This is a genomic window from Exiguobacterium sp. s22 (genome assembly GCF_018617455.1).
Classification (GTDB): Bacteria; Bacillota; Bacilli; order Exiguobacteriales; family Exiguobacteriaceae; genus Exiguobacterium.
The window spans coordinates 627109-649529 of sequence record NZ_JACSKD010000001.1 but is presented as its reverse complement, the minus strand read 5'-3'; the positions used below and the strand labels follow the sequence as shown (position 1 = coordinate 649529).

Annotated in this window: 24 protein-coding genes; 17 read left to right on the top strand and 7 right to left on the bottom strand. The window is 48.6% G+C overall.

Going from position 1 to position 22421, the window contains the following annotated elements; genetic code table 11:
* The first annotated feature begins 22 nt into the window (after positions 1 to 22).
* On the top strand, positions 23 to 355 hold the full coding sequence (locus KNO94_RS03370) for a hypothetical protein (protein ID WP_214777491.1): 333 nt from the start codon (positions 23 to 25) through the stop codon (positions 353 to 355).
* Between the two features lie 26 nt (positions 356 to 381).
* Here KNO94_RS03370 and KNO94_RS03365 read toward each other — a convergent pair whose 3' ends face one another.
* On the bottom strand, positions 382 to 1176 hold the full coding sequence (locus KNO94_RS03365; RefSeq protein WP_214777489.1) for an SDR family NAD(P)-dependent oxidoreductase: 795 nt from the start codon (positions 1174 to 1176) through the stop codon (positions 382 to 384).
* Positions 1177 to 1327: 151 nt separating this feature from the next.
* On the opposite strand from KNO94_RS03365, the gene KNO94_RS03360 reads away from it, so the two are divergent.
* The 3 genes from KNO94_RS03360 (at position 1328) to KNO94_RS03350 (ending at position 4951) form a co-directional block, all read left to right on the top strand.
* Positions 1328 to 2224: a peptidase U32 family protein gene (locus tag KNO94_RS03360; RefSeq protein ID WP_483299168.1), complete on the top strand. Its 897-nt coding sequence runs from the start codon at positions 1328 to 1330 to the stop codon at positions 2222 to 2224.
* A gap of 9 nt (positions 2225 to 2233) precedes the next feature.
* Positions 2234 to 3475: a peptidase U32 family protein gene (locus KNO94_RS03355; protein WP_214777485.1), complete on the top strand. Its 1242-nt coding sequence runs from the start codon at positions 2234 to 2236 to the stop codon at positions 3473 to 3475.
* A gap of 78 nt (positions 3476 to 3553) precedes the next feature.
* Positions 3554 to 4951, top strand: coding sequence for an MATE family efflux transporter (locus tag KNO94_RS03350; protein ID WP_214777483.1), 1398 nt, complete (start codon positions 3554 to 3556; stop codon positions 4949 to 4951).
* On the opposite strand, the gene KNO94_RS03345 is transcribed toward KNO94_RS03350, so the two are convergent.
* On the bottom strand, positions 4952 to 5815 hold the full coding sequence (locus KNO94_RS03345) for a DMT family transporter (RefSeq protein WP_214777481.1): 864 nt from the start codon (positions 5813 to 5815) through the stop codon (positions 4952 to 4954).
* A 200-nt stretch (positions 5816 to 6015) separates the two neighbouring features.
* Between KNO94_RS03345 and KNO94_RS03340 the strand changes: the two genes are divergently transcribed.
* Entirely contained in the window at positions 6016 to 8142 is a 2127-nt protein-coding gene (locus tag KNO94_RS03340) for a DNA topoisomerase III (protein WP_214777479.1), read from the top strand.
* Positions 8143 to 8156: 14 nt separating this feature from the next.
* Here KNO94_RS03340 and ytzI read toward each other — a convergent pair whose 3' ends face one another.
* Entirely contained in the window at positions 8157 to 8348 is a 192-nt protein-coding gene (gene ytzI, locus KNO94_RS03335; protein WP_031423397.1) for a YtzI protein, read from the bottom strand.
* A 144-nt stretch (positions 8349 to 8492) separates the two neighbouring features.
* Here ytzI and KNO94_RS03330 point away from each other — a divergent pair, with 144 nt between their 5' ends.
* Positions 8493 to 9605 carry a PP2C family protein-serine/threonine phosphatase gene (locus tag KNO94_RS03330; protein ID WP_047795215.1) on the top strand — a complete coding sequence of 371 codons (1113 nt, stop codon included), beginning with the start codon at positions 8493 to 8495 and terminating at the stop codon, positions 9603 to 9605.
* Positions 9606 to 9642: 37 nt separating this feature from the next.
* Here the strand turns inward: KNO94_RS03330 and KNO94_RS03325 are convergent, their stop codons facing one another.
* The gene (locus KNO94_RS03325) at positions 9643 to 10578 is read right to left on the bottom strand and encodes a magnesium transporter CorA family protein (protein WP_012726524.1); all 936 of its coding nucleotides are present in this window, start codon (positions 10576 to 10578) and stop codon (positions 9643 to 9645) included.
* 156 nt (positions 10579 to 10734) lie between these two features.
* Between KNO94_RS03325 and KNO94_RS03320 the strand changes: the two genes are divergently transcribed.
* Positions 10735 to 11097: an Hpt domain-containing protein gene (locus KNO94_RS03320; RefSeq protein ID WP_251125810.1), complete on the top strand. Its 363-nt coding sequence runs from the start codon at positions 10735 to 10737 to the stop codon at positions 11095 to 11097.
* Positions 11098 to 11132: 35 nt separating this feature from the next.
* On the opposite strand, the gene KNO94_RS03315 is transcribed toward KNO94_RS03320, so the two are convergent.
* Positions 11133 to 12014 carry a chemotaxis protein CheV gene (locus KNO94_RS03315; protein WP_214777475.1) on the bottom strand — a complete coding sequence of 294 codons (882 nt, stop codon included), beginning with the start codon at positions 12012 to 12014 and terminating at the stop codon, positions 11133 to 11135.
* Between the two features lie 222 nt (positions 12015 to 12236).
* Here KNO94_RS03315 and KNO94_RS03310 point away from each other — a divergent pair, with 222 nt between their 5' ends.
* From KNO94_RS03310 to KNO94_RS03270, 9 genes are all read left to right on the top strand, one after another.
* Complete coding sequence (locus KNO94_RS03310; protein ID WP_214777473.1) at positions 12237 to 13673, top strand: NADP-dependent glyceraldehyde-3-phosphate dehydrogenase; 1437 nt, start codon at positions 12237 to 12239, stop codon at positions 13671 to 13673.
* 108 nt (positions 13674 to 13781) lie between these two features.
* Complete coding sequence (locus KNO94_RS03305; RefSeq protein WP_214777471.1) at positions 13782 to 14756, top strand: MBL fold metallo-hydrolase; 975 nt, start codon at positions 13782 to 13784, stop codon at positions 14754 to 14756.
* On the top strand, positions 14753 to 15496 hold the full coding sequence (locus KNO94_RS03300; RefSeq protein ID WP_214777469.1) for an SDR family NAD(P)-dependent oxidoreductase: 744 nt from the start codon (positions 14753 to 14755) through the stop codon (positions 15494 to 15496). The genes KNO94_RS03305 and KNO94_RS03300 overlap by 4 nt, the downstream gene beginning before the upstream one ends.
* A 16-nt stretch (positions 15497 to 15512) precedes the next feature.
* Positions 15513 to 16688 (top strand): ABC transporter substrate-binding protein, encoded by a 1176-nt coding sequence (locus KNO94_RS03295; RefSeq protein ID WP_214777467.1) that lies wholly within the window; start codon positions 15513 to 15515, stop codon positions 16686 to 16688.
* Positions 16675 to 17439: an ABC transporter permease gene (locus KNO94_RS03290; RefSeq protein ID WP_214777465.1), complete on the top strand. Its 765-nt coding sequence runs from the start codon at positions 16675 to 16677 to the stop codon at positions 17437 to 17439. Before KNO94_RS03295 ends, KNO94_RS03290 begins: the two co-directional genes overlap by 14 nt.
* Positions 17436 to 18143, top strand: a complete 708-nt coding sequence (locus KNO94_RS03285) for an ABC transporter permease (RefSeq protein ID WP_214777463.1) — start codon at positions 17436 to 17438, stop codon at positions 18141 to 18143. The genes KNO94_RS03290 and KNO94_RS03285 overlap by 4 nt, the downstream gene beginning before the upstream one ends.
* Positions 18140 to 19018: an ABC transporter ATP-binding protein gene (locus tag KNO94_RS03280; protein ID WP_214777461.1), complete on the top strand. Its 879-nt coding sequence runs from the start codon at positions 18140 to 18142 to the stop codon at positions 19016 to 19018. The genes KNO94_RS03285 and KNO94_RS03280 overlap by 4 nt, the downstream gene beginning before the upstream one ends.
* A gap of 1 nt (position 19019) precedes the next feature.
* Positions 19020 to 19601 carry a CDP-alcohol phosphatidyltransferase family protein gene (locus KNO94_RS03275; RefSeq protein ID WP_214777459.1) on the top strand — a complete coding sequence of 194 codons (582 nt, stop codon included), beginning with the start codon at positions 19020 to 19022 and terminating at the stop codon, positions 19599 to 19601.
* The gene (locus KNO94_RS03270) at positions 19598 to 20524 is read left to right on the top strand and encodes an NAD(P)/FAD-dependent oxidoreductase (protein ID WP_214777457.1); all 927 of its coding nucleotides are present in this window, start codon (positions 19598 to 19600) and stop codon (positions 20522 to 20524) included. The genes KNO94_RS03275 and KNO94_RS03270 overlap by 4 nt, the downstream gene beginning before the upstream one ends.
* A 36-nt stretch (positions 20525 to 20560) precedes the next feature.
* On the opposite strand, the gene KNO94_RS03265 is transcribed toward KNO94_RS03270, so the two are convergent.
* Positions 20561 to 20875 (bottom strand): thioredoxin family protein, encoded by a 315-nt coding sequence (locus KNO94_RS03265; protein ID WP_214777450.1) that lies wholly within the window; start codon positions 20873 to 20875, stop codon positions 20561 to 20563.
* Between the two features lie 123 nt (positions 20876 to 20998).
* Between KNO94_RS03265 and KNO94_RS03260 the strand changes: the two genes are divergently transcribed.
* A complete protein-coding gene (locus tag KNO94_RS03260; RefSeq protein WP_251125773.1) occupies positions 20999 to 21547 on the top strand; it encodes a PadR family transcriptional regulator in 549 nt (182 codons plus the stop codon).
* A gap of 6 nt (positions 21548 to 21553) precedes the next feature.
* Here the strand turns inward: KNO94_RS03260 and KNO94_RS03255 are convergent, their stop codons facing one another.
* Complete coding sequence (locus KNO94_RS03255; protein WP_214777448.1) at positions 21554 to 22384, bottom strand: aldo/keto reductase; 831 nt, start codon at positions 22382 to 22384, stop codon at positions 21554 to 21556.
* Positions 22385 to 22421: the final 37 nt, after the last annotated feature.

The following is a 22421-nucleotide window of genomic DNA, read 5'->3' as shown; positions in this document are numbered from 1 at the left end:
TATTGAGTGAGGTGAACGACGGATGGGTGCATATATCAATCTCACAGAAGTCGGTATGTTTCTACTCGTAGGATTATTGTTTATCGTGCTAAACCTGATTCTATTGGCAAAACGTTACACGAGAGCCCGTTTCGCGATGCTGAGCATCCTCGCGGCGAGCGTATGGCCAGCACTCATGATCGTTCTTTCAGTAGAACAACTGAGTATCATGGACCAACTCACGTCAGGAGGGTTGACGCTCGATGCCGTGATCGCGTGGGGAGCCGTCATCGCTACAGCACTCATGACGATGATTCCGGCAGGTGTCTTTTTACATCGGCTTGTAAGTGTATCGCGATTACATTCTGAACCATAAAAGGAGCGACCCTGAGGGCGCTCCTTTTATGTGGTTGATTCAGCACTCGTACCGTCTGAGGGTTTTTGAACGCGCCGAAGCACTTCAAGACTGAGCGCTCGAGGCATCAATTTGGCGACCCCTACCATCAATTGATTGGAAAGACCAGGGATAATCACGCGTTTATTGTTCATGACCCCTTTGTAACCGAAGAAGGCGACGAGATGAGATGGCATTTTTGAGAACGATAATTCGCTACCCGCACGGTTGAAGAAGTTCGTATCGGTCGGTCCTGGGCACAATACGCTAACATGTACACCACTCCCTTTCACTTCGGCATGCAACGCCTCCGTAAGAGACAGTACATACGCCTTTGTCGCATAATAGACGGCCATATATGGACCGGGTTGGAATGCGGCGACGGAGGCGACGTTTAAGACATAACCATGGTCACGCTCAAGCATGCCAGGCAAATAGGCTTTCGTCAGCTCGGTCAACGTATTGACGTTCAATCGCACTTCGTCCGCCTCCGTCTTGGCGTCGAGGTCGGCAAACGCGCCGGACGTGCCGAATCCGGCATTATTGATTAAAAAGTCAACCGTCAGTCCTGCTTCATCAATCAATTTCGTCAATCGGGTTGCGGCATCGTGTTTGGCTAAATCGATAGCGAAGACATGGACGTTGATACGGTATCTGGTCTCGAGCACTTTTTTCAGCTCGTAGAGTCGCGGTTCGTTCCGAGATACTAAAATACAGTCGTACCCATCACGAGCAGCGAGTACCGCTAAGTCTAAACCGATTCCCATCGAGCCACCGGTGATTAAAGCTGTCTTTGACAACATGATCCACTCCTTTAATGAAAAGTCATACATTGTTACTGAATTCTTCACGAGTTGTTAAAATCCTGCTCCGTTCGCACATTGAATCCTATGCTAAAGTATAGCAAGAAAATGTGATTAGACTCACAAAGTAGGGAGAAGAACAGACATGATGATTCAGCTCGTCACTACGGCGCAAAGCGTCGATCAGGCAGAAGCGTTAATCAAAGCCGGTGCAGACCGCCTGTATATCGGGAATTCTAGGTTCGGTTTGCGACAAAAAGGAGATTGGACGATTGATGCTGTGAGGGAAGTCACACAACTTGCCCATCGACATGGAAAAGATGTGACTGTGGCCGTCAACAACCTGATGCACAATGACCACATCGAAGAATTATCCGAATATGTACAGACATTAAAAGCGATTGGCGTCGACGACGTGACCGCCGGGGACCCAGGTGCCATTCGTTTGATCCGGCAAGCGAAGATTCCGTATTGGTATGATGCCCAGACGCTTGTCACGTCTGCCAAACAGATTCAGTTTTGGGGGAAGCGGGAAGCCATCGGGGCGGTTGTCGCACGTGAAGTGACGCTCAAGGAACTTGCTCTCATCCAACAACAAATCGGACTGCCTGTCGAAGTACAAGTGTACGGTCCGACATGTATCCATCATTCGAAACGACCACTCGTGACGAACTACTTCAATGAACTCGGACGTCCTTCTGAAGAGGCGAAACAGCGAGAGTTTTATATGAGTGAACCAGCTGATGCATCGAGCCGGTACCCGATTTATGAAGACGAGAACGGGACGCATATTTTCTCTGAAGATTTGACGCTCATGGGCCAGCTGCCGACGTTAGTCAAACATGGACTTCATACGTGGAAACTCGATGGATGGCATGCCGGCGACCAGTTTGTCGAAATCGTTAAATTGTTTACGTTCGCCCGTGCGAACCTATTGAACGGTCGATTTGACCGTGTTGAGATGGAAGCCCGTCTCAACGACCTGCAACCAGAAGGATTCCGTCTCGGAACGGGATTATTGTTACGCAAGCCAGAAGAGATTAAGTGAGGGATCAAGATGAAACGACGTCCAGAATTATTAGCGCCAGCAGGGAATTTAGAAAAATTGAAGATGGCGATTCATTACGGGGCCGATGCGGTCTATATCGGTGGTCAGCAGTTTGGTTTGCGTTCACGTGCCGGTAACTTTAGCTATGACGAAATGCGAGAAGGTGTGGCGTTTGCCCACGGTCGCGGTGCGAAAGTATATGTCGCTGCCAACATGGTGACGCATGAAGGAGATATCGAAGGAGCGGGTGACTTCTTCCGAACGCTTCGAGACATCGGGATTGATGCGGTCATCGTCTCGGATCCAGCGATGATTGAGACATGTCTATCGGAAGCGGAAGGATTGCCGGTCCACCTATCGACGCAGGCTTCTGCCACGAATTATGAGACGCTTCGTTTTTGGAAAGAAGAGGGACTCGAACGAGTTGTGTTGGCTCGGGAAGTTTCGATGGATGAAATCGTCAAAATGAAACAGGAAGTCGACGTCGAGATTGAGACGTTCGTCCATGGGGCGATGTGTATCTCCTATTCAGGAAGATGTACGCTCTCGAACCATATGACATTGCGGGATGCCAACCGTGGAGGATGTGCCCAGTCATGCCGTTGGAAATATGGATTTTTTGAAGAAGGCGAATTGTTGACGAAAGACATGGAGGCACGAGATGAAGAGCCGTTCTCGATGAGTTCCGTTGATTTGTCGATGGTCCGTCATATTCCTGACTTGGTGGAGGCTGGAGTCGACAGTTTGAAAGTTGAAGGGAGAATGAAATCGATTCATTACGTCGCAACGGTATGTAACGTCTATCGTCAAGTGATTGACGCATACTGTGAAAATCCTGAGAACTTTGTGTTCGATCCGGCTTGGGAAGAAGAGATTTGGAAGGCGGCCCAACGTGAACTCGCAAGTGGATTCTATTATGGAATTCCGACAGAAAAAGAGCAATTGTTCGGGAAACCGCGTTCGATTCCGCAATTTGCGTTTGCCGCTCGTGTCATCGCATACGACCCTGTGACGGGTATGGCAACGCTCGAGCAACGTAATCACTTCTCAATCGGGGAAGAAGTAGAATTTTTCGGACCCGGATTTGTTCGTTTTTCACAAGTCATCGAGACAATTGAGGATGTCGACGGTCAGCCGATTGAATCCGCCAACCAAGCGATGATGACGATTCGAGTAAAAGTAGATCAACCGGTCGCAACTGATTACATTATGCGCAAGCGAAAAGGTGTTCCGGCACGGACTCTCATTTGACACATCGACCGAGCCAACATAGTCGCCCGATCCGTCCAATCCTGCTACCCTAAGAGATAGAGACGGAGGGATGGAAGAATGAACCAAAATACGGAGCAATTGCGGACTGAGCCCATCGGCAGACTCCTCTTCAAGTTATCGCTACCCGCGATGATTGGGATGCTCGTAACGGCGCTCTACAATATTATTGATACAATTTTTGTCGCCCGTGGTATTGGTGCGTCAGCTGTCGCTGCTATCGGGATCGCGTTCCCGATTCAAATGATATTAATGGCTGTGTCTAGCGCAGTCGGACTAGGTGGGGCGTCGATCAGCTCGAGAAAGCTCGGGCGAGGAGATGATGCCGGTGCGGCTGTCACGTTTTTAAATGTGCTCGTACTCGTCGGTCTGTTTGCAGCTCTTGCAGTCAGTTCTGCCTTCTTTATGCTGGATGAGATTTTGAAGGTGTTTGGTGCCACGTCGGAGATTATGGAGCTCAGTCGACAATACTTATCGGTTGTGTTGATCAGTTCACCATTCTTCATGTTCACGCTTGCTTCGAGTGCGATGGTTCGTGCTGAAGGTCAGGCACCGTATCAAATGAAGGTCATGCTGACGACCGTCCTCGTCAATCTCGTGACGACCCCACTCTTCATTTTCACATTTGATTGGGGGATGTACGGGGCTGCTACGTCGACGGCACTCGCCCAAGTCATCGGTTCGATATTGATGCTTCGTTTCTTCTTCGCACGAAAACCAAAAACGGAACTGCGCTTCAAATGGCGACAGTTCCGGATTCGATTTGATGAGATTAAAGAGATTATGGCAATCGGTTCGTCCTCGTTCATCATGATGGTATCTCAATCGATTTTGTTCGTCGGCGTCAACGTAATGCTCGGGACGTACGGTGGGACGGAAGAGTTGGCGATCTTCGCCATCATCAACAAGTTCATGGCGCTCGTCGGTATGCCGATCATGGGCATCGTCCAAGGGATGCAACCGATTGTCGGATATAACTACGGTGCCGAACGATTTGATCGAATGCGCGAAACAATCTGGACAGCGATGCGTGCTGGAATCGCGATTGCTGTGGTCATCTGGCTCGTGTTACAACTGTTCCCGCACACGCTTATGGGATGGTTCTCGACGGATGAGGCACTCATTGCAGGTGGTGTGACGGCGATTCACATTCTGTTCGCGGTCTCATTCCTTCCGAGTGTGCAGATGCTCGTCAATGGAATCTATCAGTCGCTCGGGAAAGCACGAGTCGCCATGTTCTTGTCCCTCTCACGACAGACCCTTTATACGATTCCGCTCGTCTTTATCCTCCCGTCGTTCCTCGGTGTGTTCGGGGTATGGTTGGCATTCCCGATTGCCGATGCGATGACATTTTTGACAGCGGTCGGTCTAGCGTTTTGGGACCGAAAGTTGTTGTTCCGTCCTTCAGAGGAGGATAAGGAAGAACATCAGGTTGATTCGAAAGCGACAAACTTATAATCAGACGTCCGCTCGTGTCGAGCGGGCGTCTTCTTTTAGGAACAAGTAAATCCCTCCTAGCAAGACGATGGCGCCGAGCCACTGGAAAGGACCGAGTCGTTCACCGAAAAAGGCGTACCCGAATAGCATTCCCCATAAGGCCTCTCCGAGGATGGTAATACTGACGACGGTCGCACTGACCCGAGCGAGTGCATAATTGAACAGGTTATGCCCTAATATCGTCGGGAAAAAGGCAAGGGCGAGGAAATACCACCAGTTGACCGTTTCAAAGTCGGTGAACGTCGTCCCGCGTACGAGGAGCATGAAGCAAAGGACGACCGTTGCGACGAGATAGACGCTGAACGAGTACGTATTCGTGTTCATTGATGTCCGGACATGTTGACCGACGAGCCAATACCCTGCAATGAGGAGGGCGGCAATCAAAGCGAGCAGGTCACCAAATAGTGCTTCTCGTCCGAGCTGAATGTCACCTGCAGCGACAAGCATCCCACCGAGGACGGCGACGAGCGCGTATGCCAATCCTTTTCGCGTCGGGTTCTTTTTAAAGATCAAGGCGTTTCCAATTAAGACGAAAATCGGGCTCGATGTGACAAAAAGGGTGGAGCTGGCTACTGTTGTATAATCGAGTGATAAAAACCAGAGCCAAAAGTGAAACGCGAGCAGCGTCCCGCTAAGTAACAAAGCATATCGTGTCATCAGTCGCGTTGTGATGAGTGATTTGAAATCGACGAATGGGAGTAGTATGAGACATGTGATCAGCATGCGGTAAAACGCAGCCGTCTCGGCTGGAGCAGACGTCCATTTGACGAACAAGACGCTCATCGACAAGAAAAAAACAGCAGCGAATAAAATGAGGTAAGACATGACGACACTCCTTCACATATGTATGTTCTCTGTTAATCATATCGGAAAACAGCCGTGTGGCAAGATATGATTCATAGAATACAAACAAATGCTCCCCTCTCGATATGTCCATCCTCGACTTGGTATAGTAAAATACATAGAAGAAGCAATCCCACCATGTACGTCTTGCCACGAAACTGAAGGCAAAGTAAGGAGTTCTTATGAGACTAATCATCGCGGAAAAGCCATCGCAAGCTCAAAAGTTGGCGGCTCCCTACCCATCTAAAAAAAGAAAAGATGAGATTGAAATCTCACCATGTTCACGTTTCCCGGAAGGAGCGATTGTCGTCTGGGCGGTCGGTCACCTTTGCGAACTGCAGGAGCCTTCACACTATCGTCCTGAATGGAAGTCTTGGAAATACGAGGCACTTCCGATTGTTCCGGAACGGTTCGATTATCGAATCTCGAAAGGAAAATCAAAACCGTTTTACGCCATCAAGAAATGGCTTCATGACCGCTCCATCACCGATGTGATTATCGCTTCGGATGCCGAGCGGGAAGGGGAGGCGATTGTTCGATTAATTCTTCGACTCGCCGGAAACAAAAAACCGTTAGCACGACTTTGGATTTCGAGTCTGACGGAGCAAGCGGTCGACCGCGGATTCTCTCAACTGTTACCGGGTGAGCAAACAGTCCCTTATTATCATGAGGCGATGAGTCGCGCATGTGCCGACTGGCTCGTTGGCATGAACGCATCCCGGGCATATACGACCTTGTTGAAAACAATTGGGATCGAGGACGTGTTCTCGCTCGGTCGTGTCCAGACACCGACACTCGCCTTGATTGTCAATCGCGAACGAGAAATCAAACAGTTCGTACCAGAACCGTACTTTGAAGTCGAGGCGACACTTGCAAAAGGCCGAGGCACGTTCAAAGCGAAGTATACATTTGGAAAGACGACAAAGCTCAAAACACGGGAGGAAGCAGACGCGATTGTGAAACGAGCTTCCGGTACCGCCACGGTCAAGATGATTGACAAAGAAGAAAAAATTGAGCAACCTCCATTTTGGTTCAGTTTGTCTGGGCTTCAGGCAGAAGCGGGGAAGCGATTCGGTTTCGGGGCGAAAAAAACACTCGATATTGCGCAAAAGCTATATACGAAAGGGTGGATCAGCTACCCGCGGACGGATTCTGGCTTTGTCACTCCAGATGAGGCGACGCTATTCCCTCAGACGAAGGCGAGATTACTAAAGTCATCCGCATATGCGGGTCTTCGCGACGTTCTAACCGAGGACCCGTCGAAAAATCGACGCTATGTCAATGCCAAGAAAGTCAGTGACCACTATGCGATCATTCCGACGGAGGCGTGTGGTGACGTCACTCGACTCGGCGGAGATGAGGCAAAGCTGTACGATTTGATCAACCGACGTTTTCTCGCGGCATTTGCACCTGCAGCGAAGCTCGAGAAGACGACAGTTGACTTGATTGACGGAAACGACCTGTATCGGGCAAAAGGAACCGTCGTTGTGAGTCCCGGTTATCGAGAAGTCGTTGAAATGAAATCGAAAGACGTTGAACTTCCTACCTTGACGGTCGGTGAAGAATTAAAAGAGAAGAAAGTCGAAGTGTTATCTAAACAGACGGAACCGCCGAAACGGTACACGGAAGGGTCACTCATTATGGCGATGAAAGTCGCCGGGAAACAGCTCGACGACGAAGAATTGATTCACATCATGAAAGAGGTGGAGGGCCTCGGAACAGAGGCGACTCGTGCCAACATCATTGATGGATTGAAAAAGCGCGGATACGTACAGCTGCAGAAAAAGGAACTCGTTCCGACCGATAAAGGTCGTCTCTTAATCGATGTGCTCGGAGACAGCATTTTAGCTTCGCCCGTCATGACGGCGAAATGGGAGAAGCGACTCCATGAAATCGGACAAGCATCTGCTTCTGCCGCCGAATTTATTGAACAGGCGAAAAAAATGTCGATTCATCTAGTCGAGGAAGCAAAATCGCGGGTCGAGGCAGCGAATCCAGAAGGCTACACGATTGAGGCGAAGCGTTATGGAAAGAAAGGAACTGCTCGACCGAAGGCATCATTTGGCGTCTGTCCGAATTGTGGCAAGGGTCTCGTCGAACATCCGAAGTTTATCGGCTGTAGCGGCTATCGTGAAGGATGTCGCTTCACCGTCTCCAAGCAGGTGCTCGGCGTTGGACTCGTCAAAGATGAACTCAAGCAAATGATCAATGGAGGACAATCAAACGTTCATACGTTCAAAAAAGGTGAGAAGACGTTCAATGCTTCTTTATATCTTGAAAAAGGTACACTCCGATTTGAATTCAAATAAAAAAGGGTCGCGCATTAGAGCGGCCCTTCTGTCTTGTCAGTCTTTTCTCTTTTCTTGTCGTCTTCAATGCGACGATTGATTTCGTCATAGTCGAGGACGATGTCATCTTTATTGTCTTTATAGGCGTATCCTTTTTGGATGACGACGATGGATGCGATGAGGACGAGTAAGATGATTAAACCGCTGACGGCAAATATCCAGGCCATAGGAACCCCTCACTTTCTTTCTTCAGTATGCCAAACAATGGACAGGTTCTTCAACTAGAATGAACAGACGGTTATGTCGTGTGTGAATGAAAAGATATGGTACAATACGATATAGATTAATACGTAGAGAAGGAAGGGATAGTCATGGCGATTTTGATTGTGGACGATGAACCGGTCAATACGCTCGTACTCGAGCAACTGCTTCACCAGCACGACTATGAGACGGTATCGGTCTCGAGCGGGGAAGAAGCGCTCGACTTACTGATGGCCCCACAAGCTGCATCGCTGTATGATCTCGTCTTGTTGGATGTCGAAATGCCTGGAATTTCAGGAATCGAGACGTGTAAACGGATTCGGCAGATGGCTGACTTTGAAGAGTTGCCGGTCATCATGGTATCCGGACGAACGGAAGAGAAGCAGATTGCCGAGGGGCTCGACGCGGAGGCGTCAGATTACACGACCAAACCGATCAAAATAACAGAATTACTTGCAAGAATTCGTTCTGCTCTCCGTTATAAGGCGGCTGTTGATGAACGGAAAATTTATGAGGCCCGTCTTCAGTATGATTTGGACCTCGCCCAGAAGATTCAACAAAGCGCGCTTACGCCACCAATCAGTAATGAAGAGATTGATGTTCGGGCGTTATATCTGCCTTCTAAAAAATTGGCTGGGGACATGTACGCATGGTTTCAGGTCGCTCCGGACCGATACGGGGTCATCATCTTTGATGTCATGGGACACGGGGTCTCATCGGCGCTCATCACGATGGGAATCCGTTCCATCCTACCGGGGCTTGTCGGGAACGTGCAGTACCCGGTAGACGTCATGACGGAGTTGAACCGTCAGATGACGTTCCTTTTCTCGGGTGACGATATGCATAGCTATTTCACGGCGGTCTATTGCTACATCGACACAACAAAGCGTCGAATCGAATATGTGAATGCAGGCCATCCCCCTGTAATCGTGACATCAGAAGAAGGAAACTGTCGTCTCGAGACGACAGGGGTACCAGTCGGCATGTTCGAGGAACCGAATTATGAGTCGAAAGAGATTGACATCACGCCGAATATGACGCTTCACATGTATACGGATGGACTCATGGAGTGTTACAGCAAAGATATCGATGATGGGATTCGCTGGCTAGAGAAGGACGTTGTCACATACGGTTTGGACTATAGTCGTCACGTCGCTGAACAGCTTGTACCAAAGATTGAGATTGAAGACGATCTGTGTCTCGTCACGGTCAAAATCACATGAAGAGAGCCTGACGCAATATACGTCAGGCTCTTGTTCGCTAAAAATATCGCTTTCGCCAAAGGATATAAAAGGCGAGACCGGAAAATCCAATCATCATCGTGATGGCCATGATGAATCCGAACGGTTGTCCTTCCCATGGAACTTGAACGTTCATCCCGAAAATTCCAGATATCATTGTCGGGATACTGAGGACAATCGTGATGGATGCCAAGAATTTCATGACGAAGTTGACGTTGTTTGAAATGATGGATCCGAACGCCTCCATCTTGATGCTGATGATGTCGTTATAAATCGATGCCATTTCCATCGCTTGTCGGTGTTCGACAAAAACGTCTTCGAGTAGTTCTTCGTCCTCTTCATGCTTCTCCAAACTCGGTGTCTTGACGATGCGGTCCAAGACGCTATCATTCGCTTTTAACGAGGTCATGAAGTAGACGAGAGATTTTTGAAGGTTCATCAACTGGAAAATCTCTTGGTTTCGCATCGAACGCTGCAACTCTTGCTCGAGTTCGTCCATTCTTCGGTCGATTTGGCGCAAGAAACGCAAATACGTCATACTCACCCGATGTAAAATCTGAAAGACGAAGCGACTTCGATAGTTCGTTCGGAACAGTCTTGCCTTTCCATTTGCGAACAAATTCAACACGTCGAGATCTCGCGAGCAGACGGTGATGAAATGTCGTCCGGTCACGATGATACCGAGCGGGATGGTATTATACGTGCGACCTGTATCATCTTCCTCCACATACGGAACGTCGATGATCATGAGAAGTCCTTCATCATCTTTTTCAAAACGTGGTTTCTCTTCAATATCAAGTGGGTCATATACAAAGTCTTCTGGAATGCCGGACGCCTCGATGACTTGATCGGCCTCATCTTTTGTCGGATTCACGAGTTGAATCCAGCTTCCTTTATCAAAGTCTTCGATTTCATCCACATGGCCTGATGCGTCAGTACGGTAAATCGTCAGCATGCATCTTCCTCCTACCTTAACTCAATCTTATTATAGGTAGCCAAAATGAAGAGTGCAATCCAAAGCAGGAGATTTTTTGTTTTCTCCCGAAAACGTGTTACAGTGAGTAGGAACGATTGGAATATCGTTTATTGAGGAGGGGTTACATTGACTAGAATGCCCGAAGACGCTCTGTTCAATGAAGAAAAACTAGCAGAGCTCCACCAAATCGCAAACGGAAACATGGATTTTTTAAATAAAATTGCAACCACATATATCAAGCAGTTCGAGGCGAAGTATCCTGAACTGCAATCGGCAGTCGAGGCGAAAGACTATTCTCGTGTCGAGCAACTCGCCCATTTATTAAAAGGGGCCTCCTATTCAGTTGGTCTAGAACAGACGGCCCTTCTTTTCCACGACCTCGAAGTAGCTGGAGAAAACGCACATCTAGATGGAGCGAACGAGACGTTGGCAACCATCGAATCGCATAGTAAGCGATTTTTAAGCGAGTGGAATACGCATTTCGAACAATTCACATAAAAAAGTTTGCGACCGAGAAGTCGCAAACTTTTTTATTACCCTACAAATTCATCAAGCGTCGCAATCAACATTCCGATTTCCGGTTTCGTGATTTGAGCGTTCGCACCGACGGCTTCCCCTTTATGTTTCAAGTCATCCGAGATGAGTGACGAGAAGATGATGATTGGAAGCGTTGCATAGCGGTCCATCTCACGGAGGCGCTTCGTCAAATGAAGTCCATCCATCTGTGGCATCTCAATGTCGGTGATGAGGAGGTCGCATTCGACGCCTTCTTGTTCAAACGCATCGAGTGCCTCTTTCCCGTTATTGAAGACTGTTGTATTGAAGTATCCCGCGTCATCCAACGTGTCGAGAATCAGTGTGCGGAGCATCTCTGAATCTTCAGCAATCCAAATATTCTTGTTCGAGCGCTCACGAGCACCGAGTCGCTTCACAGATTCGCGAGCCATGATGTCTTTACGTGACAATTCGAGCGCGATTCGCTCGTAGTCGAGCAAGATGATCATCTGGTCACCTGTTTTGACGACACCGTTCGTGATGCCTTGAACGCCACGTGCGAGATCGGATGGCGTGTCAATGTGCTCCCAAGAGATGCGTTTGATCTCGGTCACCTGGTCGACACGAAGAACCGACTTCTCACCGTTAAACTCGCAGACAATCAAACGATCATCACTTCCGACTTCACGCGGATGGCTGATGACCATCGGAAGGTCGATCACGGTCATGACCTCACCGCGCAACTCGATTAACCCCATGATGGCTTCCGGTGTACCTGGGAGTGGCGTCAATGGAAGCATCGTGATAATTTCACGTACTTTCATGACGTTGATACCAAATAGAAACGGTCCGGCTTGGAAAATGACGATTTCAAGTTCGTTCGTTCCTGCTTCAAGTAAAATATTATGATCAGTGCTCAATGGTAGTCCCTCCTATTTCACGTACTCTCATCTTTACTATCGGTATCCGATCGATAAATCTACAGTAAAAATAGTGTCAACTCTCATCAGAATTCACAAAAAGTTTCATAGTAACCGTTTACATCTCATAAACTGAATCGTTATAGTTGTCCAATGGAAAAAAATCTGCATACAATGGGGTTGGCAACGAGATATTACAGCTTACTCAGGAGGCAGATAGAGATGATGAGTATGAACACATATCCATATTTATTGAATGGTCAATGGCAGGAATCTTCAAGCAACGAAACGATTGAACTCGTTTCACCATATAAAGACGAAGTCGTAGGTCGCGTTCAAGCGATGTCACGCGATGAAGTCGATGAAGCCATCCATGGCGCAAAACGTGCACAACAAGAATGGGCGGCGCTTCCGGTCAACAAGCGCGCTGAATTATTGTACGCATGGGCAGAAAAACTCGAAGAACGCGTGGATGAGATTGGTCAAATCATCATGCAAGAAGTCGGGAAAAACTTGAACGATGCGAAGAAGGAAGTCGTGCGTACGGCGGAAATCATTCGTTATACGGCAGAAGAAGGCATTCGTTTCAATGGTGGATTCATGCAAGGTGATTCGTTCCCTGGTGGTTCGAAAAACAAGATGGCCATCATCAAGAAAGAAGCGCTTGGTGTCGTCCTCGCGATTTCACCATTTAACTACCCAGTAAACTTAGCAGCGGCTAAAATTGCACCGGCGCTCGTCACGGGAAATGCGGTCGTTTTCAAACCAGCGACGCAAGGTGCAATCAGCGGGATCAAGATGGTCGAGGCCCTTCATGATGCAGGTCTTCCAAAAGGGCTCTTGAACCTCGTGACAGGTCGCGGTTCGGTCATCGGTGACTACTTGACTTCACACCCAGGGATCGACATGATCACGTTCACAGGTGGAACGGGTACGGGTCAACACTTGTCACAACAAGCGTCAATGGTGCCGGTCGTGCTCGAACTCGGTGGAAAAGACCCGGCCCTCGTCTTAGAGGATGCAGACTTGACGTTAGCTGCTGATCAAATTGTCAGCGGAGCGTTCTCGTATTCAGGTCAACGTTGTACAGCAATCAAGCGTGTCTTCGTCCTTGAAGATCAAGCGGATGAGCTCGTCGATATGTTGAAAGAACGTGTCGCGAAACTTTCAGTCGGTTCACCGGAAGAGAACAGCTTCATCGTTCCTTTAGTTGATGCGAAGACGACGGATTACGTACAAGGATTGATTGACGATGCCGTCAACAAAAAGGCAACGGTCGTTTACGGCAATAAGCGTGAAGGAAACTTGCTACATCCGACGTTACTCGATCACGTGACGACAGAGATGCGTGTCGCATGGGAAGAACCGTTCGGACCGGTCCTCCCGGTCATCCGTGTAAAATCACTCGACGAGATGATCGCACTCACGAATGAATCGGAGTTCGGTCTTCAGGCGAGCGTCTTCACACAAAACGTCAATAGTGCCTTCACAGTCGCTGACAAGTTAGAAGTCGGAACGGTTCAAGTGAACGGACGAACAGAACGCGGACCAGACCACTTCCCGTTCATCGGAGTCAAACAGTCGGGACTCGGCGTTCAAGGAATCGGGCGTAGCCTCGAGACAATGACGCGCGACAAAGTGACGGTTATCAACTTATAATATTTACCATTCGTGAGGGGGAGATATCCCCCTCTTTTTTGTTTGATTGAAAACGCGTCTTTCAGACAGGTATAATGGAGAAAGACAGGAAGAAGGGGTGGTGATGACGTGGCGGACTGGATTTCTAGCCAACTGGCAAGACTCGATATCCCGACACCGTTCGAAGTGGGGAACGTGAACGTATATATCGTTGAACATATGAATCGCTTTTTCATGGTCGACTGTGGACCAGATACGGAAGAGGCGTGGACCTCGTTAAATCGGCAACTTGAAGAGCTTGAACTTTCATTGGCGGATATCGACTTTTTATTTTTGACGCATCATCACGCTGACCATGCGGGGCAGGCGTGGCGACTTCGTGATGCCTCGATTCCGGTGTATGGGCACGAGAAGCTCGTTCGATACTTAGAACAAACTCCAAACTTCTTGAAGCGGGGCAACCACTTCTTACATGAACTGGCCGTCTCGTTCGGGGCACCGGCTACACTTGTGGAAAAATTACCAGACTATCGCGAAGCGCTTCGCTGGATTGGGCCAACGACTGTCACGATGACGTTCGATGACGGGCAATCGTTGACGGCGGATGGGGCGTGGCAGACAATCCATCTGCCTGGACATGCGAGTGACCAGCTCGGCTTGATTGGTCCCGGAGGAGTCTTGATTGCCGGAGACCACCTCATCGACAAGGTCGAACCAAACCCGCTCATCGAACAACCATACGATGACGAAGGGTTCGCCTCACCCGTCATCCTCTATATCGATTCGCTAAAAAAATTACGTGGAATCGATTTGAAGCTCGTCGTCAGTGGCCATGGTGAACCGATTCATCATCCGGAGGAACTAATTGAGAGCCGGATCCGCCAACGGTATGAGCGCAGTGAACAATTGCTTGCCGAATGGGAAGATGGGCTCAGCGTTTTTGATTGGTCGATGAAGTTATATGGAAGAAAGATGAAACGTGGAATGCCACTCGTCTTCAGTGAGGTATTCGCACGGCTCAGTTTACTCGAAGAACGTGGCGACATCGAGAGACATCGCGATGACCAAAAATGGATTTACACAAAGAAAGAAGTGATGTCGTGAAACGGGTAGTCATTACTGGTGCGTCAAGCGGGCTCGGTGCCGCATTGGCGCATTCTTTTTATGAATATGGATACAACGTATTGTTGATTGGAAGAAACGAAGAACGATTAAAAAAGATTGCCACAACATGTGAAGGAGACTGGATGTGCGCTGATGTCGCGAAGTCAACCGCTCTCGTATACGATGTGACCGAGCGGTTCGGGAAATTTGACGTATGGGTGAACAATGCAGGCATGGCCGAATTTGATTTGGTGACCGATCAATCGACCGATGTGATGGAGGAAACGATGCGTGTGAATGCCGTCGCGCCGATGCTGTTATCGCGAGATGTCGCTCGCGTAATGGAGCCCGAGGGCGTCATCGTCAACATCTGTTCACAGGCGGCAAAAGTACCGACACCGAAGTCAGCCGTCTACGCAGGGTCGAAGGCGGCGCTATTGCAGTTCTCAAACGCGCTTAGACTAGAGTTGAAGCCCCGTGGCATTCACGTCATGACGGTCAATCCTGGACCGATTGCCACGCCGTTTTTTGATCGGGCTGACAAAAGTGGTACATATGCTGAAAGTGTTAAAGGAATCATGCTTGACCCGAAACGGCTGGCCGATGCGATTGTCAGAGGAAGTCGTAAGCGAAAACGTGAAATCAATGCCCCGTGGTGGATGAATGTAGGTGCGAATGTGTACGCAATCTGCCCAACCATGTTCGAAATGCTCGCAAAACGGGGATTTGAGAAAAAGTAAATAAAGGGGGAGAACGATGAAAAAATGGAGAGTACTGCTCGCAACCGTCATGCTCACTTTCGTAGCAGCGTGTGGTAATGATCAGGCGGCTGAGTTTTCGGACTCGTTTGAAAAAGCGGCGACGACGGCAGAAGGGTCGACCGTCAACCTATATATGTGGGGTGGGGACGTGGGAATCAATAGCTACATTGATGACTACGTGGCACCACGACTCAAGAAATCTTACGATGTCGAATTAAATCGTGTCGCAATGGTTACGGCCGAATTCATTCGACAATTATCACTCGATAAAAAAGCCGACAGACAAGTCGGAACAATCGACGTCGTCTGGATCAATGGCGATAATTTCCGAAATGCGAAAGAGGCTGGACTTCTTCGAGACGGATTGATGGAGCGTGTCCCGAATGCGACGTTGTTAAACGAAACGGCACAACAATCAGATGCCGGCACCCCGACAGAGGATTTGGAGCTCGCGTGGGGAAATGTACAGTTCATCTTGCATTACGATGCAGCGAAAGTAGACAATCCTCCAAAATCGTTTGAGGAAATACGACGCTGGACCGAAGACAATCCAGGTCGTTTCACGTATCCTGAAGTCACAGATTTCACCGGTAATGCTTTCGTCCGCCATCTTTTATATGAACGATATGGTGACGAGTTGAACCAAAATGTGACCATTGAAGATTCGTTCTGGGACGATATGAAAACGTGGTCCCCGAACTTATGGAAAGAGGGACAGACGTATCCAAAGACGCTTGAACAGCTCGATCAACTCTATGCATCTGGGGATGTTTGGATGACGATGGGATTCAATGAACGTCGAGCCGAAGGGGAAGTGATGAACGGGATTTTCCCGAAAGAAACACGCGCACTCGTATTAGATCACTCGATTGCCTCGACACACTTCTTAGCAGTCCCTTTCAATGCACCAAATCCAGATGGGGCGCTCGTCCTCATTCAAGAACTGTTGTCGCCTGAAGCGCAACTCGTGAAACAAGGTCCTGAATATTGGGGAGATGGGACATCACTCGATTTGACAAAACTTGATGCTGACGACCAAAACGCCTTCGAAGAGCTTGGAGACGGCATGACGTATCCGGACACAGAGCAGTTACAGGAACGTTCCATTCCGGACTATGGCCCGGACGTGATTGATGCCGTACGTGAGGAATGGTCTCGTGTTACGAAGTAGTGTCGCGTTGACGATTGTCGTGTCACTTTTATCACTCGTCTCCATTGTCTTTTTAGGTACGCAAGCGGTTGGTACAGATTGGGCATCGCTTCTGACAGATGAGACGTGGCGGGATAGTCTGTTCATGACGCTATATGTCGTCAGTGTATCGACCATCCTGTCGCTCATCATCGGGACATGGCTAGCGAGGACCGCCGTACAACAGAAGTGGCGCATCACGTCATCTGTCATCCGAATCCCGATGTTCGTCCCGCATATTGCCGCTGCCTATTTGATCTTATTATTATTCAGTGGGTCTGGCTGGATTGAGGCGAATGAAAGAGACTATGTGACGGTCATCCTGACTTACATATGGAAGGAGACCCCGTTCGTCTTTTTGATGATGCTCGGTACGTATGAACAATTGAATCGAGGCTATTTAGAGACAGCGAAGACGCTACAACTTTCCCCATTCGAACAATTCAGGCATGCAGAATTACCATTTTTGATTAAACCATTGCTTGATGCTACTTGGATTTTGATTGCGTTCGTCTCGTTCGTGTATGAAGTCCCTGCATTACTCGGAGTGACCTATCCAAAACTACTTGGAGTCCTCGCTTATGAACGACTGTCGACTGGACTTTATTTAGAGGCGACAGAACCTTATGCGGTCGCCCTCATGTGGATATGTCTTGTCGGAACCGGTGTATTCCTGTCTTACTTATTGACCGCGTCCATACGACGACGTATTGAACGTGGGGTGAAACGATGATTCGTCAGTTGGTCATCATCTGTTTCATCTTGATTCCGTTCATGACCCTATTCCAAAAGGTACCCACAGTTGAAGTCGGCAACGATATGACGCTACTAAACACAATCGGATTGGCGGTCATCTTATCCGCGGTCAACGTGTGGTTATCAATGACGTTCGCCTGGTGGCTTCTTTGGACAGAATCGAGATGGCGTCACGTTCTAGAATGGCTCGTTTTTTTACCAATGTTCATCCCGATGCTCGCGATGCTGTTCGGTCTTTACCTGATCTTGGCGGAAGCAGGTTGGATTGGGACGTATATCGGTGTCGTGATTGCCTTACTTGTCGTGACGTTACCGTATTCAATCCGTCTCGCCTATAACGGGATGGCGGTCATCGGTCGTCCACTCTTAGAACAGGCGCGACTTTTGACGGTCAAGCGTCGTCTCGTTTATGTATTATTTCCGCTTTTCTCACAAACGATGCGAACCATCGTATTATTTACGACGGTCATTCTCCTCAGTCAATTCGCGCTCGTACAATTGATTGGTGCAGGACTGGTCCCGACGGTTACGACTGAACTGTATCAATCATATGCGGGGAACAACCGAAACCTCGCGCTCTCGAACACTTGGATGCTCATCATCATCCCTGTTCTCCTCTATTTCCTGCTCTCAGGAGTGAGTCAGTGGACGGTGCGCTTCCTGAAAGGACGTCTTCAATGAGTTTGAAAGTACAAGCATTACGTAAACGGTATGGAACGAGACAAGTGCTAGATGGTGTCGATTTCGAAGTCACACCGCATGACATCCACGCTATCGTTGGAGTCAGCGGTTCAGGGAAGTCAACCATTCTACGAATCATTGCAGGACTAGATACGAGTGATGAAGGTGAAGTGTTCTGGAATCACCGTTCCTTGCTAAAGGTTCCTGCACACAAGCGGCGGGTGACGATGTTGTCCCAGTCCGCTTTATTGTTTCCGCATTTGACGGTCGGTGAGAATGTCACGCTCGCGACCCGTTCGCGCTCTCGAGAACAGGCAGAGCGGTGGTTAGACGTTGTCCGTCTCGGTGACCGATACGATGCGGAAGTTCACGAATTGTCAGGTGGTGAGCAGCAACGCGTCAGTCTCGCACGTGCGCTAGCTAGTGAGCCGGAAGTCCTTTTGTTGGACGAACCGTTCACGAACCTCGATCCAAAGTTGAAGCTTGAACTCCAGCGATTCATTCGTGATTTGGTCAAGGAGCTCGACCTCACGGCGGTTTTGGTCACACATGACCGTGAAGAGGCGATGCTGATGGCTGACCGAGTGACGCTACTCGAGTCAGGTAAAGTGACCTCAACAGGGACGGCGGAAGCATTGTATGAAAGCGCACCGGGGTTTGGTGACTTTCTTATGATGGATGGAGAATTACGACCATTGTCCGACGTGATGGTGTCGGAAACGGCCGGTGAACCCGTGCGATTGATGAAAAAAATTTATCGGTTCGGACTATGTTTTGGAGAATATCATTTCGAAGATGGACGTTCGGTCATGTTACCGACACACGAATCATTCCAGGTCGGGATGATGTACCGAATTAAACGAAAGGAGGGATAATATGCTCGATACTTATGGAAGTCGATACGTCAAACCGGTCATCGAAAGAGGAGCGGACCGCTTGCTCAAGTGGAATTTTTCACCGAATGAGGTAACACTTCTCGGAGGAATGATTGGGATTTCAACAGGTATCTTTATCTACAACGATATGCACTGGACAGCGGTGATTTTACTATGGATTTCCGGACTATTTGACGTCTTAGACGGAACGATGGCCCGGAAGTCGAAAGCGAGTGGGTTTGGGACAGTGCTCGATCTTGTGCTCGATCGATTCGTCGAGTTGTCTGTAGTGATTGCGCTTGCACTTCGTTATCCGGAATATATGCCGATCTTTCTCATCCTGATCGCTTCTTTTGTGATTGCAATGACGCTATTCCTAGCTGTCGGAGCGAGTAGTTCAAGGCGATCAGAGAAGACGTTTTATTATCAGCCTGGAATCATTGAACGGACTGAGTGTTTCATCTTGTTCACAATGATGATTCTCTTCCCGAACTGGGTTGGCGGGATTGTCCTCATCTTTTTAGTGCTTGAAGTGATGACAATCACGCAACGATTCATCGAAGCGCGGAGAATTTTGCGATGAAACCAGGATTGGTGTTGGTAGGACTCGGTCATGGTCAGCTTGAGATTCTTGATCGTTTAGAGGAGATTCGAGAGCACTACGACGTTCAATTCATTGGAGGGAGCCAGACGGTGTATACCGGTGCGTTTCCTCAAGTGATTGCTGGGCTCATGAATTCCGCGACAGTGCAACTGCCCCAACTTGAACCGGTCGCAGAACGGATTATCTCAATTGATCCTCGTCAACAAACCGTTCAAACGGAACGGGAATTGTTTCACTACGACCAACTCGTGCTGGCGACTGGTGCAAAGAGTAGAGGCATTGGGACACCGCTTAAACCGATGTCACAAGCTTTACTTGACCACATCGATTCGAGTCCAGTAGTGACGATTGTCGGTGGGGGCAAGGCCGGTGTAGAATTGGCGTTTATGTGTGCAAGGACGAAAGACGTGACGCTGTATGCAAAAAGGATTTTGCCAGACGTGCCACTCCATAGACAGAAGCAAATTGAACGTCTTCTAGTGAAATCAGGCATTATGGTCGTGAAGCAACAGTTTCAAGATGATGGATCAGAGGGCCTCCTGTTAGATGCGACGGGCGTTGTTCCCGTAGCATGGTGGGCTGAATCTGGGCTTGCAAAACCTGACTGTTTTATAGAAACGGATAAATATTTACGTCATCATCAGTTTACAAATATTTATGTAACTGGGGATATGGCATCCTGTTTAAATGGTGGCGTCGATGCTGTCAGATCGGGGCGTTATGTCGCTAAGCGGTTACTCGGTGAGACGAACCAACCATTTCGAAGACGTCAATCGATGAATATACTATTGACGACACCAGGTCATGCCTTGCTGACATTTGGACAGCTCACGTGGCATGGACGACTTCCATACTACATGAAGCGATTCATTGACTCACGGTATGTACGTCATTATCATTAAAAAATTCCTGCAGCCGATTGGTCTGCAGGAATCAGGTTATGCTTGAATCGTATCGAGGAATGAACGAATTTGCATCTCCGTCTTGGCGTTTGCCGAGTGGAGGTGTTCTTGTTTTACCCCGTCTTTATAGTAAAGAAGTGAAGGGATGCCGCGAACTTCTTGAGCATCCGATAATTCTGGGAGTTCGTCGCGGTCGACGACATGCCAGTTAAATTGTGGATAGTCCTTGACGAGCTCGTCGACATACATGTCGAGACGTTTGCAGTCTGGGCACCATGATGTAGTGAAGACCACTATTCCATGATCTTTTGTGGCTTCGTCAAATTGTTGTGATGAATGAATCGGTTGCATAGACAACTCTCCTTTCTTCTATCTATTTTGTCGGGTTTTACACGAGTCGTCAACAGATTGGCATTCATAAATCCACAGAAGAATGTGATACACTTATAAAAATAGCATGAGAAGGAAAAGGTGATGGATATGGCGTTACGTCACGCATTGCTCGGGTTATTGACCCATCAGCCTGCGACCGGGTATGCCCTGAACGCGACGTTCAAGGCGCAGATGATTCATTTTTGGAACGCACATCATACACAGATTTATCGGGAACTGTTGAAGATGGAAGAAGATGACCTCGTCTCGGCGGAGCATATTTCTCAGCAGGAGTTGCCAGATAAGAAAATCTACTCGATCACGGACGAAGGACGTGAGGAGTTGATCAACTGGCTACGTCAACCGACATCGTTTCAACCAAAAATGAAAGATGAGAACCTTTTGCGAGTCAGTTTGCTTCAATTGCTTCCAGTCGAAGAAGCGGTCCGATATATCGAAGAGACAAAAGCCCATCACGAACAAGTCGCGCAACAAATTCGGATGTTCCAGGAAGAACATCAATCAGATGAAGATACGCTCGGTTATTTATTGACGAGTGAATATGCGATTCGGATGATGGAAAACTATGCCGGATGGGCAGACTGGGCAATCGAACAGATTAAAGAACGTAATGAAAAACACGTGACCTGAAACAGTTCAGGTCACGTGTTTTGTATAAGAATGGATTGGCAGACGGGCGAGTAGTCGATCAAGCGCTTCTTCATCGATTTCAGTCTCGTATGCGCGAATCGTCTCGTTCAATTGCTTCACTGAAGAGGCACCCGGTAAGACGACGTCACAGAACCGCTTAGCGGCTTCGAGTGCATACGCCTGAATCGGATTAGGCATCATCGCCAATTCACTGGCAAGTTCCTCTTTTCGCCACGACTCAAATCCTTTATCCCCGAGTCGTGTCTCCCATTCATCCGTCAGTAATCCTTTGGCAAGAACACCGCGTCCAACGATCGGAATCGACAAATCAAGCGTCTCTGGTCGTCGGTCAAGAAGGGAATACGGCGTCATGAGCACATCGAGAGCTCCGGAAGCGACCCAATGTTTGATGACGTTCGGTCGAATGGACGAGAGTCCGATTTGTCGGATGAGACCGTCACGCTTTTGTTTTTGCGCCCATTCAATCGTTGCGTCGAGATCGTCCTCGAGCGTACCACCGTGAATATAATATAAATCTAGATAATCGGTTTGTAATCGTTCGAGCGATCCGTGTAACGCTTCCTCTAAGTACGACGTATTAGGATTCCAACGCATCCCGTCTTCAGTCAGTTCGTTTCCACCTTTACTCGCTAAAAAGAGTTGTTTTCGTTCCTGACCTAACGTTTCCCCGATTACGCGCTCGACAGCTTGTCGTGCATAGACATCTGCTGTATCAATATGACGAATCCCTGATTGAATGGCCATCTCGAGGATCTTCTTCGCCTCAGTCTCCCCATGTTTCAAAATCGTCATCGTTCCGAGTCCGAGTTCACTCATATGGATTCCTCCTTGTTCGAAATGTTGGTTTGACTCA

Coding starts and splice junctions, on each gene's coding strand:
- KNO94_RS03285 (WP_214777463.1), top strand. CDS start 17,436: ATGATTCGTCAGTTGGTCATCATCTGTTTCATCTTGATTCCGTTCATG.
- KNO94_RS03320 (WP_251125810.1), top strand. CDS start 10,735: ATGCCCGAAGACGCTCTGTTCAATGAAGAAAAACTAGCAGAGCTCCAC.
- KNO94_RS03260 (WP_251125773.1), top strand. CDS start 20,999: ATGGATATGGCGTTACGTCACGCATTGCTCGGGTTATTGACCCATCAG.
- ytzI (WP_031423397.1), bottom strand. CDS start 8,348: ATGGCCTGGATATTTGCCGTCAGCGGTTTAATCATCTTACTCGTCCTC.
- KNO94_RS03275 (WP_214777459.1), top strand. CDS start 19,020: ATGCTCGATACTTATGGAAGTCGATACGTCAAACCGGTCATCGAAAGA.
- KNO94_RS03365 (WP_214777489.1), bottom strand. CDS start 1,176: ATGTTGTCAAAGACAGCTTTAATCACCGGTGGCTCGATGGGAATCGGT.
- KNO94_RS03255 (WP_214777448.1), bottom strand. CDS start 22,384: ATGAGTGAACTCGGACTCGGAACGATGACGATTTTGAAACATGGGGAG.
- KNO94_RS03350 (WP_214777483.1), top strand. CDS start 3,554: ATGAACCAAAATACGGAGCAATTGCGGACTGAGCCCATCGGCAGACTC.
- KNO94_RS03370 (WP_214777491.1), top strand. CDS start 23: ATGGGTGCATATATCAATCTCACAGAAGTCGGTATGTTTCTACTCGTA.
- KNO94_RS03280 (WP_214777461.1), top strand. CDS start 18,140: ATGAGTTTGAAAGTACAAGCATTACGTAAACGGTATGGAACGAGACAA.
- KNO94_RS03265 (WP_214777450.1), bottom strand. CDS start 20,875: ATGCAACCGATTCATTCATCACAACAATTTGACGAAGCCACAAAAGAT.
- KNO94_RS03325 (WP_012726524.1), bottom strand. CDS start 10,578: ATGCTGACGATTTACCGTACTGACGCATCAGGCCATGTGGATGAAATC.
- KNO94_RS03355 (WP_214777485.1), top strand. CDS start 2,234: ATGAAACGACGTCCAGAATTATTAGCGCCAGCAGGGAATTTAGAAAAA.
- KNO94_RS03340 (WP_214777479.1), top strand. CDS start 6,016: ATGAGACTAATCATCGCGGAAAAGCCATCGCAAGCTCAAAAGTTGGCG.
- KNO94_RS03295 (WP_214777467.1), top strand. CDS start 15,513: ATGAAAAAATGGAGAGTACTGCTCGCAACCGTCATGCTCACTTTCGTA.
- KNO94_RS03345 (WP_214777481.1), bottom strand. CDS start 5,815: ATGTCTTACCTCATTTTATTCGCTGCTGTTTTTTTCTTGTCGATGAGC.
- KNO94_RS03330 (WP_047795215.1), top strand. CDS start 8,493: ATGGCGATTTTGATTGTGGACGATGAACCGGTCAATACGCTCGTACTC.
- KNO94_RS03310 (WP_214777473.1), top strand. CDS start 12,237: ATGATGAGTATGAACACATATCCATATTTATTGAATGGTCAATGGCAG.
- KNO94_RS03270 (WP_214777457.1), top strand. CDS start 19,598: ATGAAACCAGGATTGGTGTTGGTAGGACTCGGTCATGGTCAGCTTGAG.